This is a genomic window from Brachybacterium sp. Marseille-Q7125, assembly GCF_023062615.1.
Classification (GTDB): Bacteria; Actinomycetota; Actinomycetes; order Actinomycetales; family Dermabacteraceae; genus Brachybacterium.
The window spans coordinates 42,539-55,993 of the sequence record NZ_JALLAL010000010.1 but is presented as its reverse complement, the minus strand read 5'-3'; the positions used below and the strand labels follow the sequence as shown (position 1 = coordinate 55,993).

General features: G+C 69.5%; 12 protein-coding genes. 6 read left to right on the top strand and 6 right to left on the bottom strand.

Features of this window, described 5'->3' with window-relative positions; genetic code table 11:
* Positions 1–19 precede the first annotated feature (19 nt).
* The 4 genes from MU407_RS04360 (at position 20) to MU407_RS04345 (ending at position 4,687) form a co-directional block, all read left to right on the top strand.
* Complete coding sequence (locus MU407_RS04360; RefSeq protein WP_246955629.1) at positions 20–1,360, top strand: pitrilysin family protein; 1,341 nt, start codon at positions 20–22, stop codon at positions 1,358–1,360.
* A 112-nt stretch (positions 1,361–1,472) separates the two neighbouring features.
* The gene (gene dapB, locus MU407_RS04355) at positions 1,473–2,261 is read left to right on the top strand and encodes a 4-hydroxy-tetrahydrodipicolinate reductase (protein WP_102236595.1); all 789 of its coding nucleotides are present in this window, start codon (positions 1,473–1,475) and stop codon (positions 2,259–2,261) included.
* A gap of 6 nt (positions 2,262–2,267) precedes the next feature.
* Positions 2,268–2,783, top strand: a complete 516-nt coding sequence (locus tag MU407_RS04350) for a hypothetical protein (RefSeq protein WP_146007747.1) — start codon at positions 2,268–2,270, stop codon at positions 2,781–2,783.
* A 59-nt stretch (positions 2,784–2,842) separates the two neighbouring features.
* The gene (locus MU407_RS04345) at positions 2,843–4,687 is read left to right on the top strand and encodes a tetratricopeptide repeat protein (RefSeq protein WP_246955628.1); all 1,845 of its coding nucleotides are present in this window, start codon (positions 2,843–2,845) and stop codon (positions 4,685–4,687) included.
* On the opposite strand, the gene MU407_RS04340 is transcribed toward MU407_RS04345, so the two are convergent.
* The 6 genes from MU407_RS04340 to MU407_RS04315 all read right to left on the bottom strand — a co-directional run bounded on the left by MU407_RS04340 (position 4,678) and on the right by MU407_RS04315 (position 9,670).
* Positions 4,678–5,760, bottom strand: a complete 1,083-nt coding sequence (locus tag MU407_RS04340; protein WP_102236593.1) for an FtsX-like permease family protein — start codon at positions 5,758–5,760, stop codon at positions 4,678–4,680. The two genes, MU407_RS04345 and MU407_RS04340, sit on opposite strands and share 10 nt — an antisense overlap.
* On the bottom strand, positions 5,735–6,406 hold the full coding sequence (locus tag MU407_RS04335) for an ABC transporter ATP-binding protein (protein WP_246955626.1): 672 nt from the start codon (positions 6,404–6,406) through the stop codon (positions 5,735–5,737). Before MU407_RS04335 ends, MU407_RS04340 begins: the two co-directional genes overlap by 26 nt.
* Positions 6,403–7,464, bottom strand: coding sequence for a peptidoglycan-binding domain-containing protein (locus MU407_RS04330; RefSeq protein WP_102236591.1), 1,062 nt, complete (start codon positions 7,462–7,464; stop codon positions 6,403–6,405). The genes MU407_RS04335 and MU407_RS04330 overlap by 4 nt, the downstream gene beginning before the upstream one ends.
* A complete protein-coding gene (locus tag MU407_RS04325; protein WP_246955624.1) occupies positions 7,455–7,808 on the bottom strand; it encodes a hypothetical protein in 354 nt (117 codons plus the stop codon). Before MU407_RS04325 ends, MU407_RS04330 begins: the two co-directional genes overlap by 10 nt.
* Before the next feature lie 720 nt (positions 7,809–8,528).
* A complete protein-coding gene (locus MU407_RS04320; RefSeq protein WP_102236589.1) occupies positions 8,529–8,843 on the bottom strand; it encodes an AzlD domain-containing protein in 315 nt (104 codons plus the stop codon).
* The gene (locus MU407_RS04315; RefSeq protein ID WP_246955622.1) at positions 8,840–9,670 is read right to left on the bottom strand and encodes an AzlC family ABC transporter permease; all 831 of its coding nucleotides are present in this window, start codon (positions 9,668–9,670) and stop codon (positions 8,840–8,842) included. The genes MU407_RS04320 and MU407_RS04315 overlap by 4 nt, the downstream gene beginning before the upstream one ends.
* 75 nt (positions 9,671–9,745) lie before the next feature.
* Here MU407_RS04315 and MU407_RS04310 point away from each other — a divergent pair, with 75 nt between their 5' ends.
* Together MU407_RS04310 and asnB are read left to right on the top strand one after the other, a co-directional pair.
* A complete protein-coding gene (locus MU407_RS04310) occupies positions 9,746–10,468 on the top strand; it encodes an HAD-IA family hydrolase (RefSeq protein ID WP_246955620.1) in 723 nt (240 codons plus the stop codon).
* 167 nt (positions 10,469–10,635) lie between these two features.
* Positions 10,636–13,431: an asparagine synthase (glutamine-hydrolyzing) gene (gene asnB / locus MU407_RS04305; RefSeq protein WP_246955618.1), complete on the top strand. Its 2,796-nt coding sequence runs from the start codon at positions 10,636–10,638 to the stop codon at positions 13,429–13,431.
* The last annotated feature ends 24 nt before the right edge of the window (positions 13,432–13,455 follow it).

Sequence of the window (13,455 nt, the reverse complement as noted above, 5' to 3'; positions counted from 1 at the left end):
CTCATGGAACAATCGACCGGTGCCTGTGGACCTGATCTATGACGACCCCGCCTCCGATGTGATGCTCGATGCCGCCGCCGGTGTGCGCCGCAGCATCCTCCCCGGCGGAGTGCGTCTGCTGACCCAGACCGACCGCACCGTCCGCTCCGCGACGCTCGGCCTATGGCTGCAGGTGGGATCGCGCGATGAGACCCCGCAGCATGCCGGCTCCACGCACGTGCTCGAGCATCTGCTGTTCAAGGGGACCGCGCGCCGCAGCGCCCTGGACATCGCCGCGGCTTTCGACGAGGTGGGCGGGGATTCCAATGCGATCACCGCCAAGGAGCACACCCTGTACTACGGGCGGGTGCGCTCCGCGGATCTGCCGATGGCGGTGGACGTGCTGACCGACATGGTCACCGCGAGCCTGCTGCAGGAGGAGGCGCTGCTCACCGAGCGCGAGGTGATCCTCGAAGAGCTCGCCATGGCGGAGGATGACCCGAACGACGTCGGCTACGAGACGTTCCTCGCCGATGTGCTCGGTCCGCAGACGGCACTCGGCCGACCCGTCGGCGGCACCGCACAGACTGTCAGCTCGCTTGACATCGAGGATGTGCGCGCCCATTACGCCGAGCACTATCGGCCCGAGAACCTCGTGGTCACCGCCGTGGGGGATCTCGACCACGATCAGCTCGCCGAGCTCCTGATCGCAGGGCTGCGCCGTGGCGGCTGGGAGCTGACCGACGGCGCCCTCCCGCAGCGCCGCAGCCCCGCCCCGCAGGAGGGACCCGATCCTGTGAGCACGCCCTCGGACCTGGCCGCGCTGCGTCCGCACCGCCTCACCCGCCCCACCGAGCAGAACCACATCTACCTGGGCGGACAGGGCGTGACCGCCCTCAGCGAGCAGCGCCACACCCTCTCGGTGCTGATGTCAATCCTGGGCGGCGGGATGTCCTCCCGCCTGTTCCAGAACATCCGCGAACAGCGCGGACTCGCCTACACCGTGTACTCCTTCAGCTCCGGGTATCGGGATGCGGGCCTGTTCGGCATGTACGCCGCCTGCCGCCCGGGCCGCACCGCCCAGGTGGTCGAGCTGCTGGCCGCGGAGATGGACCGCATGGGCAGCACTGGCGTCACCGAGCAGGAGCTCACGCGTGCTAAGGGCCAGATCACCGGCTCGTTCGCCCTGGGGCTGGAGGACACCAGCTCTCGGATGGGGCGGCTCGGCACGATCGAACTGGCCCACGGCCGGTACACGAGCGTCGATGAGACCCTGGCCCGCATCAGCGAGGTCACCGGTGAGCAGGTGCGCGAGCTCGCGCAGCGCTTCGCCACCTCGATCAGCACCCGCGTGGAGGTGGGGCCGGAGCACCCGGCCTGACCCCTCCCACCCAGCGCCCCGCCCACGGGCACGCCCGAGCGACCAGACCCACCGTCCCACTCCAGCGCCCGCCCCCGCATCGTTCCCCGCCCCATCGTCCTCAGGAGGATCCGTGACCGCATCCAAGACCAGCACCCCCGAGCAGACCTCCGCCCTGATCCGCGTGGCCGTGATCGGCGCCGCCGGTCGCATGGGCAGCGCCGCCTGCGCCGCCGTGGAGGAGGCCGCGGATCTTGAGCTCGTCGCCCGCATCACCGACGGCGATGACCTCGCGGGTATCACCGCGGCCGGCGCGCAGGTCGCGATCGACTTCACCGTCCCGGCCGTCACTGCCCAGAACGTGGCCTGGCTGGTGGAGCACGGCGTGCACGCGGTCGTCGGCACCACCGGCTGGAGCGAGGAGAAGCTCGATGCCCTGCGAGCCCAGCTCGAGCACGCCCCGGGGATCGGTGTGCTCATCGCCCCGAACTTCGCCATCGGCGCCGTGCTCGCCATGCGTTTCGCCGAAATGGCCGCCCGCTACTTCGACAGCGCCGAGGTGATCGAGATGCACCACCCGGACAAGCTCGACGCTCCCTCCGGCACCGCCCGCCACACCGCTGCCGCCATCGCTCGCGGACGCGCCGCCGCCGGGCTCGGCCCCGTGCCCGATGCGACCGACACCGACCCCGACCACGCCCGCGGCGCGGTCGTGGACGGGATCCACGTGCACGCGGTGCGCCAGCGCGGCCTCGTGGCGCATGAGGTCGTGCAGTTCGGCTCGGCCGGGGAGCAGTTCCTGCTGCGACACGACTCCTTTGACCGCATCAGCTTCATGTCCGGCGTGCTGCTGGGCGTGCGCGAGGTCGCCTCCCATCCGGGCCTCACCGTGGGCCTGGACGGCTACATGGACCTGGGCTGATCTGCCATGCCGAAGGGACTGGGGCCGCGGATCTTCGTGGCCGTCCTGCTGCTGATCACGCTCGCCTACTGCTATGGCCTGGGCTGGATCGCCTGGGGCTTCCTGCGCGCCGGGGGAGTGATCGGCTACGGGCTCGCACTCGGCATCGCACTGCTGCTGGGGCTCACCGTGTGGGTGACCTGGCGGGAGGTGCTGTTCGGACTGGGCACCGCGCGGCTGGCCCGCGAATACACCCCACCCGCAGATGGCGGTGCGCACGGGGCCAACGGGACCGATGGGGGCGAAGGGGCCGACGGGGCAGACGGGGCCGATGGGACCACCGGGGGCAAGGGGGCCGATGGGGCGGTGCCCGCACCCGCGGATCCGCGCGCCGAGTTCGAGGCCGCCCGCGCGGCCGTCGAGGACGGCGGCCAGGACGACTGGCAGGCCTGGTATCGCCTGGGCCTCGCCTATGACGCGCTGCGCGACCGTCGCCATGCACGCATGGCCACCCGTCGGGCCCTCGAGGCACGCGGCCGCTGAACGACGGATCCCCACCGCGGAGCAGAACGCCGCTGCCACAGGCTTGATACCGTCGAGCCATGCACCCTGCTGTGACGGACGCCACGGATGAGTACCCCTTCGACCTCGGCTCCTACCGCCGTGAGGTCTCCACGACCGACCCGGAGGCCGCTGAGTGGTTCCGGCGCGGGCTGATCTGGACCTACGCCTTCAACCATGAGGAGGCCTACGGCTGCTTCGTGCGCTCGGCGCAGGCAGACCCCGGATTCGCGCTCGCCCACTGGGGCGCCGCGTATGTGCTGGGTCCGAACTACAACAAGCCCTGGGCGGACTTCGATCCCGAGGATCTCGAGCGCTCCCTCGCGCACGCCGCCGAGCACACCCGGCGCGCCCTCGACCTGGCGTCCGATGCGCCCGCCGTGGAGCGCGCGATCATCGCGACGCTCCCGCACCGCTACCCGGCCGAGCAGCCGCCGGCGGGGGAGGACTGGCCGGAGCAGTGGGTGCTCGGCTACGCCGAGGCCTGTCGAGAGCTCTACCGCGATCACCCCGATGACCTCGACGTTATCGCCATCCACCTCGATGCCCTGCTCGGGGTGCGGCCCTGGGAGCTGTGGGATCTGCGTACCGGCGAGCCCGAGCCCGGGGTGCCCACCCTGGAGGCGAAGGACGTCGCGGACCGTGCGCTCGTGGACCCGCAGGCCCGTCAGCACCCCGGCGTGCTGCACATGGCGATCCACCTGATGGAGATGTCCGGCCAGCCCGAGACGGCGCTCTGGGTGGCGGACTGGGCACGGGATGTGGTGCCCGACGGCGGCCACCTGGTGCACATGCCCACCCATATCGACGTGCTGTGCGGGGACTACCGCCGCGTCATCGAGACCAATGAGCGGGCGGTTCAGGCCGATGAGCGCTACCTCGCCGCGCGCGGCGGGGAGAACTTCTACACCCTGTACCGGGCGCACAACCTGCACTTCGTCATGTATGGGGCGATGTTCCTCGGGCAGAGCCAGAAGGCCATCGACGCGGGGCGGCGCCTTGAACAGACCCTGCCGAAGGAGCTGCTGACGGTCACCTCCCCGCCGATGGCGGACTGGCTCGAAGGCTTCTACCCGATGACCATGCACGCCCTGATCCGCTTCGGCCGCTGGCAGGAGATCCTCGACGAGCCGCTGCCCGAGGACCAGAATCTGTTCTGCACCACCACCGCCGTGATGCACTACGCCAAGGGCGTGGCGAGCGCCGCGCTCGGGGACGTGGAGGCCGCCCGGGACCACCGTCGGCTCTTCCACGCGGCCGTCGAGCGCGTCCCGCATTCCCGCACCGTCTTCAACAACACCTGCCGGGACATCCTCGAGGTGGCCGCGGCGATGCTCGACGGGGAGATCGAGTACCGCGCCGGGAACCACGACGAGGCCTTCGCGCATCTGCGTCGCAGCGTCGAGCTGGACGACTCCCTGCCGTATGACGAGCCGTGGTCCTGGATGCAGCCCACCCGCCACGCACTCGCCGCACTGCTCATGGAGCAGGGCCGCCTGGATGACGCCGAGCAGGTGTACCGCGAGGACCTGGGCTATGAGCCGTCGATCCCGCGCGCGAACCTGCACCCGGACAATGTGTGGAGCCTCCACGGCTACCACGAGTGCCTCGTGCGCCGCGGGGCCGATGAGCTCGCCTCTGTGGTCAAGCGCCGCCTGGACATCGTCCGCGCCCAGGCCGATGTGCCGGTGACCGCGTCCTGCGCCTGCCGCCTGGAGGCCATGGGCCCGACGGCGCGAGCGGCCGCCGGGCCGCTCCCGCTGGGCTTCGCCGCCGCCGCGACAGAGAGCGGCGGATGCTGCACCGGGGATGCATCGGCCGATGAGGGCTGTGACCAGGCCGCTGAGGATACGGACGGTGCCTGCTGCGAGAACCCTCAGGCTTGACGCAGCACCCGCACGGGGTCGATGCGGCTGGTCAGTGCCGTGGGAGCGGCTGCTGCCAGCATCGTCACCACCAGCACCAGCCAGGCGACGGCCAGGTGAAAGCTCCAGCGCGGTGCAGGCAGGAGTCCCAGGTGGTGCATGAGCAGCATCACCGCGGTCCCGGCGGTCACCCCGGTCAGCGTCAGCGCTGCCACATGCGCGAGCGCGATCACGATGATCTGACTTCTGCTCGCCCCGAGCACGCGGCGGCGTCCGATATCGCGCTGATGCAGGAGCGTCCACACCCCCACCAGGATCATGACCACTCCACCCCCGATCACCAGCGCCCCGATGAGCGCTGTGGTGCCGGAGCGGCTGATATCACGGCGGACGGTCTGCGCGGCCTCGCGTGCCTGGGAGCTCCCGTCCACGGTGATCTGCTCTGTGCTCAGCAGGGCGATGGCATCGCGTTCGTGCACGGTCGGATCGGTCCCCGCCGTGCCGATGATCAGCAGGCTGCGCACCTCGATCTGGTCCCCTTCGACCAGCCGGAGAGCAGTGCCGTCCAGCCGCGGGACGTCCTCGGCGCTGGCGTGATACACCCCGCTGACCGGCCAGGTCACGCCGTGAAGGTCCTGGTAGGCGTAGTGCTGCAGGTCCCCGTCGGCGCTCAGCCATGACTCGGGGATGTAGATGCCGGCCGTGCCGCCTGACGGCACCTGGAGCGCGGATTTCCCAGTGCTGAGCACGATGGCAGGGCGTACGGGGACGGGCGGCCCTCCGGGAGCGGTCGCCAGGGGGACCACATCGGCTGCGGGCCCCAACGCGGCGACCACCTCGACATCGCTGCGCTGGGCGTAGGCCGCGAGCGCATCACGGGAGACGGTCACTGGTGTGTCCGCCGTGATCACGGTCGTGCGCAGCGCGGGTGTGGAGAGGTTCTGCTCCACGCGGTGACGCAGGGCATCTCCTTGCCCGGCTGTCGAGTCGATGAGGACGGTGCAGAGCGCGACGAGGGTGAGAACTAGTGCAGAGAGCACCGGGGCGCGGCGGATTTCGCCGAGTGCTTCACGCAGCAGCGTGCGCGCGGACACCGCGGCCCTCCCATCGCAGAATCCGATCGCAGCGGCGCGCAAGCTCTTCGTCATGGGTGACCACGAGAACCGCGGCCTCGTGGAGGTGGGCACGATCCAGCAGACGCTCCACGACCTGAGATCCGCTGGTGGCATCGAGGTTGCCGGTCGGCTCATCGGCCAGCAGCACAGGTGGGTCCTTCACGAGCGCCCGGCACAGCGCGACGCGCTGGGCCTGTCCTCCCGAGAGGTCGCGCACGGTCGAGCCGGCCTTGGGGGCCATCCCGACGTGCTCGAGGAGCTCGTGCGCGTATCGCGTGGCCTGCGGTGGGGGGATCCCGGCGAAGAGCGCACCTTCGATCACGTTCCCGAGCACGCTGCGGCGAGGATCGAGCATCGCGTCCTGGAACACGAAGCCGATGCTCTGCGCACGAAGCCGACTGCGCTCCGCGTCGCGGAGAGTGTCCACACGCTGGCCGTGCAGAGAGATCCGGCCGGTGTGCGGGGTGAGCATCAGCCCGGCCAGGTACAGCAGGGTGGACTTCCCACAGCCTGATGGCCCCACCATCGCTGTCACCGATCCAGCGGGAATCTGCAGGTGCAGGTCGGCGACCACGGCGGTGTCGTTGCCGGGGTAGCAGTACGTCACGCCATCCAGGTCGATCATCCGGAGCGGTCCTCCGGGGCAACGATCAGCACTTCGCTGCCCGGATCAATACCGCTGACAATCGCCGCGCCACGATCGGCGATCTGCACCGTTACCGGAAGATGGGCGCCCTCGCGCGTGGTGACATAGGTACTGCCATCAGGTTTCTGCCGTAGCGCCGCCACGGGGACGAGCGGCCCGGTGGTTTTCTCGGCAAGGGTGACGGTTGCGGAGAGCCGTTGTCCGTTGCGGAGGGGAGCGCAATCGGAACCGCAGGGCTCCGGCAACGTCACGGGGATCTGGATCCGGCCGTCCTCGAGGGTTGTCGGAGCACCAGTGATGGCGTGGAGCGTCTCGTCCTCGAGTGGCACAGTGACAGGAAGCCCCTCCCGAAACTCAGCAGCGATGTCTCCCTCGGAGTGAATGGCAAAACTCGGTGCTGCCTCGAGCACCTGCGCCACCTCCTGCCCGCTGCTGAGCACGCTGCCGACGTGAACTCCATCGGTAGCTAAGACGCTGGCGGGAAGCTCAGGAACGAAGATCAGCTCGGCGGGAGTGATGATCGCGGCGGCAGGGCCGGTGATGTCGTGCTCGGCGTGCCAGCGGATGACGGCTGTCTCCGTGGCCGGTCCGAATTCGCCGTCGATCGGGACCTCGCGGGGTAGGTGACCCGTGGCACGGAGGAACGTCTGGAGCTGTTCGACATCGCTCCCACTCATGTCGCGCTTCATCTCTCGGAAAGCAGGAACCTTCCCTTCAGCAGCAATGACGGGTTCCTCATTGATCCAGAGAAGCGGATCGCCGACGTCGATCATCTCGTCAGCCACCGGCCGTGTGAGCGTGCCGTCGCGCGGGGCGCGCACCGTGAGCGCGTTGGCGCGCGTCACGGTGACGGCGGCAGGGATGGTGTGCCCGAGCGTCCCTTCGGTGACCGTGACGAAGGTCGGCGGTGGGGGAGAGTCCGCTGCCTCGGTGCGAGTCGCCACGGATGTTGCGGCGAACCACGTGATCACCAGGGCCATCACGATCCCGATGGCGCCGATCACCAGGCGCGGGCGAACGGCGGACATCACCCGCATGTCGCCTGGGCTTCCTCAAGCGCTTCCACCCCGTCATTCTCCGCGACGGAGCCCCACGGATCCCAGGCCGCTCCCTTGGACTCGATCCACGTTTCCCGCGACGGTGGCTCCTCGACTGTGTAGCCCTCGTCGGTGAGGCATTGCGCCTGCTCGACAAGTTCGTCGTACACCGCAGACAGATACTCCGGGTCCGCAGCGGGCGGTGGGCCGATCGCCCCCGCCTGCATCAGCTCCTTCTCGCACAGCTCGTAGACCCGATCGAACTCTTCCTCAGTGACGACGGTGTTGTCATATTGGAAGCCGCCATCGGAGGTGACCTCGATGGGAAGCCCCTCTCGGTTCATGCACTCCCCGATGGCCTCAGCGCGTTCTTCGTAGACGACACTAGGCGGCGTGGAACCATCTGGTGCTTGCCCGCCAGCCTCGTCTGGTGGATTGTCTGAGCAACCTGCGGCCACTGCGAGGATGAGCGTCGCCCCGAAAGCCCACGTCGGTAATCGAAATGCCATTCGTGGATTATGGGGGTAGTCAGCGTGCACAGTAGGCAGATGACTTGTCGTAGCCAAAATACCCCTTACCCCCGGTAATGTAGTACGACGCACTGGGGTATCCGAGGCCGAGGTAGGTGGTACGAACATAGCCGGCATCCGCGTATTTCTTTGTTGTGTTGCGCTGAGTGTGCGAGTGTTCTCCGTCGGCGTAAATTTTTGTGGCCACGGGACTGTCGGTGTTGCAGGTCTTAGTGCCCTGCTCGGCCCCCGCGTAAGCATGGGCGGATACTGCCGATGCTGCCGTGAGGAGCACTGCTGTCATGGCGAAGGTTAGACGACGACGCATGTGAATCCCCCAAAATCGCTCGCACTTCATCGTGAGAAACTTTGTTGACAGTTGCGCTGTCGGTAGCGACGTTAGCCGGGTGCGGACGGTATCGCAAGTGAACATTTGGTAAACCAGAAAAGAAGAGAGGGTGTATCTGCTTTGGTTGCTGGCGGGTTTCGGGGGACCGCGAGTGGTGCGGTGCAAGCTCCGTGCTGTCATCAGTCTGCGCGGAAGCCTTCGCCCCGTCAGCCCCAGCCCAGCGCTCGCAGCCCCGCGGCGGTGGCCGCAGCAGCGATCACCACCACGAGGAACGGCACGCGCCGCCACAGCAGCAGCGCCGCCACCCCCAGGGCCACCAGGCGCGTATCGAGCTGGAGGGACTGCCCGCTGGTGGCGGCCTGCGTGGCCACCAGCGCACCCAGCAGCGCGATCGGCAGCAGCGTGGTGATCCGGGAGATGCGCGGACGCTCGAGCACCTCCGGCGGCACCTGGTAACCGATCCACTTCTGGACGAAGGACAGCGCCGAGGCGGCGAGCACCGCGATCCATAGCAGGCTCATCGGGCCTCCTTCCCGCGGTCCCTTCGATCCCCTCGGATCCCATGGTTCCCTCGGATCCCACGGTTCCCTCGGTTCCCGTGCTTTCCATGCTGGGGCCGACGGGGATCCGGCCCGGCCCGCAGCCCCGCCACCACCGCGACCAGCGCCGCCGCTAGCACCGGCAGTCCCGGCGGCAGCAGCGGCGTGGTGATGAGCGCGATGAAAGCCGCCGCCACCGCGATCGCCACCGCATCCCGGGAGCGCAGGCGCGGCCACAGCAGGGCGAGGAAGGCAGCGGCCGCTGCCGCGTCCAGTCCCCAGGCCGCCGGATCCGCCACATGCTGACCGGCCAGCGCCCCCAACAGGCTGAACAGGTTCCAGAAGATATACACCGCCACCCCGGCCGCCCAGAACCCGGCCCGACGGTGGGCGGGCGTCGTCCCGGTGGTGGCCAGGGCTGCGGACTCGTCGATCGTCAGCTGCGCTCGCAGCAGCCCGCGCACCCCGCCGCGCGGCAGGGAGGGCGCCAGGATCAGGCCGTACAGGGTGTTGCGGATCCCCAGCAGCAGCGCCGCGAGCGCCGCCCCCATGGCGGAGCCACCGCCGCCCACCACGCCGATGAAGGCGAACTGGCTGCCGCCGGTGAACATGATCAGCGACAGCACCATCGCCTGGGCGACGCTGAGGCCGGAGGCGGTGGCGAGCGCACCGAAGGAGATGCCGTACAGTCCCGTCGCGATCCCGATCCCCAGGCCCGTGCGGCGGATCCGGCGCAGCTGCGCGGCCGGGAGCTGCGCGGACTCGGGCAGGTCAGTGCCAGCGGGCGTCGGGTGCGGGGAAGCGGTCATGATGGCGGCCACCCTAGGGCCCCCGCACGGCGCTGCGTCGCGCGTGTCCACGGCCCGATATGGGATCCTGCCGGTATGAGCACCACGTCGTATCCCACCGCCGCGAACGGCCCGGATCTGCCGCTGCGCACCCAGGCCCTGCTGCTGGACATGGACGGCACGCTGATCGACTCCGGCGACGCCGTGGAGCGGGCCTGGAACCAGCTGCTGCAGGAGCTCGGCGGCGGCCTCACCTTCTCCCACGCCATGCACGGCAAACCCGCTCGACAGACGCTGCACGAGCTCTACCCGGACGTCAGCGAAGAGCAGATCACTGCCGCGCACCGCCGCATCGAGGAGCTCGAGATCGCGGACGTCGCCGGGATCGAGGTGCTGCCCGGCACGCAGCGGCTGCTCGCCGAGCTCGATGCCGCTGCCGAGCAGCTGGGGCGCCCCACCTGGACCGTCGTCACCTCCTGCACCCGAGAGCTGTTCACCGCCCGCTGGGAGCGCACCGGCCTGCCTGAGCCCGCGCACACCGTCACTGCCGACCAGGTCACCCGCGGCAAGCCCGACCCCGAGCCCTACCGCGTGGGTGCCGAACGCCTCGGCGTCGAGCCTGCGCAGGCCGTGGTGATCGAGGACGCGGTGGGCGGCCTCACCTCCGGGCGCGCCGCCGGCTGCCCCACCATTGCGGTGACCAGCACCACCCCCGCCGCGGAGCTCGCCGACCTCGCGGGCGCCCTGATCACCTCCCTGGATGACCTCGAGGTGCACGTGGACGGCAAGGACCTGCTCGTCACCCGCCGCGGCGGCTGAACCTCACAGACCCCGCCGCGGGGCTGACGGGGCGGGCGTTGATAGGCTCGACCAGCCCTCCCACGCGAGGCGCGCAGCCAGCCCCGCCGGCCTCACCCCGTCGGTCCCGGACCCGCTGCCGCGCGGTACGGAAGCGGCATCACGTCCCCCTCGAAAGGACTCGCCCCATGTGCGGAATCGCCGGCACCTACGGCTTCGGTGACCTCACCGAGGACATCGCCCGACGGATGAACTGCGCCCTGGCCCACCGTGGCCCCGACGGCGAGGGCATCCACGTGTCCGGTGACGTGGGCCTGGCGCACCGTCGGCTCTCGATCATCGACCGCGAGCACGGCGCCCAGCCGATGACCACCGCTGATGGCCGCTACACGATCGTCTACAACGGCGAGACCTACAACTACCTGCCGCTGCGCGAGGAGCTCGAGGGCCTGGGCCATCAGTTCCGCACCGCCTCCGACACCGAAGTGCTGCTGGAGGCCCACGCCCAGTGGGGCATCGAGGCCTACGACCGCTTCAACGGCATGTTCGCCTTCGCGATCCACGACGCCGAGGCCGGCAGCCTCGCGCTCGCCCGCGATCACTTCGGCATCAAGCCGCTCTACTACTGGGTCGACCCGGAGATCGCTGAGGGCGAGACGCCGCGCGTGCTGTTCGGCTCCGAGATCCGCTCCCTGCTGGCCGCGAAGGTGTTTCAGGCCGCGCCCGATGACCGCGCCGTCTACCGCTACCTGAAGTTCCGCGTCCAGGACGATGACGCGCAGACCTTCTTCGCGGGCGTGCGCCGCCTCATGCCCGGCCAGGTCCTCACCATCACCCGCGACGGCGTGGAGCTCGCCTCCTACACCCGCCTGCAGGAGGAGCTGCGGGAGATCGCCCGGCAGCCGGGCCGCCCCTATGACGAGTCCGTCGTCGCCGAGTACCGCGAGCGCTTCGAGCAGGCGGTGCAGCTGCGCCTGCAGTCCGAGGTGCCCGTCGGCACCTCCCTGTCCGGGGGCCTCGACTCCTCCGCCGTGGCCGCTGTGATCGCCCGGCACCTGCGCGAACAACCGCAGGATGAGTCCTTCGCCGCCGTCGGTTCGCGCCAGAACACCTTCTCCGCCGTGTTCCCCGGTTCCCGTAACGACGAGGAACGGTACGTGGATGCGCTGCTGGAGGACTACTCCGGGCAGATCACCGCCCACAAGATCCACCCCCAGCCGCCCGCCTTCCTCGAGGACCTGCGCGACTTCGTGCGCACCCAGGAGGAGCCGATCATCTCCACCGGCCCCTACGCGCAGTACGCGGTGATGCGCGAGGCCAGCCAGCACGTGACCGTGCTGCTGGACGGCCAGGGCGCCGACGAGATGATCGCCGGGTACAACCCGTACTTCTACGTCTACCTGCGCCAGCTGCGCCGCCAAGGCCGCTTCGCCGAACTTGCCAAGGAGATGGCCGGCTCCCGCGACATCCTGCGCAAGCTCGCCAAGGTCCGCTTCTCCGGCCGCACCGAGGTGCCGATCGAGGCGCTGCTGAACAACGAGTTCGTGGCCGCCCACCAGCACGAGAAGGTCACCTCTGTGCAGGATGACCTCAAGGAGCGGCTGCTGGAGGACACCTTCCGCTCCTCCCTGCCCTCGCTGCTGCGCTACGAGGACAAGAACACAATGCGCTTCAGCATCGAGGGGCGCGTCCCGTTCGTGGACAAGGAGCTGCTGAAGTTCCTGTTCTCGCTGGATGAGTCCGCGATCATTCACCGCGGCTGGAACAAGCGGATCCTGCGCGAGGCCATGGACGGGATCCTCCCGGACATGATCGCCCGGCGTCGCAACAAGATCGGCTTCACCACCCCGGAGAGCGAATGGTTCCGGGCGGTCGCCCCGCAGCTGCGCGAGATCTTCGCCTCCGAGTCCTTCGCCTCCCGCCCCTACTTCGAGGCGCAGTCCGTCGTCGCTCTGTTCGACGATTACATCGCCCATCCTGAGAACTACGGCACGCTGATGTTCTGGCGCCTGCTGAACGTGGAGCTGTGGATGCGCACGTTCTTCGACGACGCCGACGGGGCGGGGCGTGCCCTCGGTGAGGGGGCCGCGGATCCCGAGCCCGCCCCGGAGGTGAAGCCCGCGGGGGAGGAGCCCGTCGCACCCGAACTCGCGGCGGAGGAGCCCACGACGAAGGAGGCCGCGGCCGAGGAGATCGCCCCCAAGAGCGACTATGTCGCCAATGAGGGCAAGGAGCTGGACCTGGTCTCCGCAGCCGATGGACACACCTGGCGGCGCTTCCCGCTGCAAACCGAGCTGGTGGACAAGGACACGGACCTCACCGCGCTTGTGCGCGGCCACGTCGAGCGCTTCGCCGCCGACCTGCCCGCCGATGCTCTGCCGGACGGCGCCCCCTGGTACTACGTGATCAGCGAGAAGATCATCGCGATCACGCAGGGCCGCTCCTGGTTCACCTGGGAGATTCAGCCCCGCCGCAGCGCCCGCCTGCTCAGCCGCTTCGTCACCCGCACCCCGGCCGGTATCGGCCTGGGCGACCCCACCACCATGGAGCTTGCGATCCGCGAGGTGGGTCTGCCGCGCATCCTCGCTGCCTCCGCCGCCGGGGCGGCCGGGAAGCTGGTGCGCCGCAAGGGCCTGTTCTACGAGGTCGTCGGCGCGAACGTGCGCGCGATCGACGGCCCCACCCCGTACTCGGCCTTCCCCTCGAACGTCTCCGCGAAACTGCCGCCCAAGGATCCCGACGGCGTATCCGCGCAGCTCTCGGCCGCGATCCGCGCCGCGGACCTGCCTCAGTCACTGAAGGAGTCCTTCCGCGGCACCGTGGTGATGGACGCCAACGACATCGGCCGCAATGTGCTGGGATCCGATGTGGATGTCCCCGCCGCGCAGCTCGAGGCGACCTTCGCTGACAACCCCCTGGGGCAGGGCCGCCAGCGCACCCCGATGGCGATCCTCGCGGACCTCGGGAGTGCGTCGCAGCGCTGACGCCAGAGGAGACCGGACTAGGCT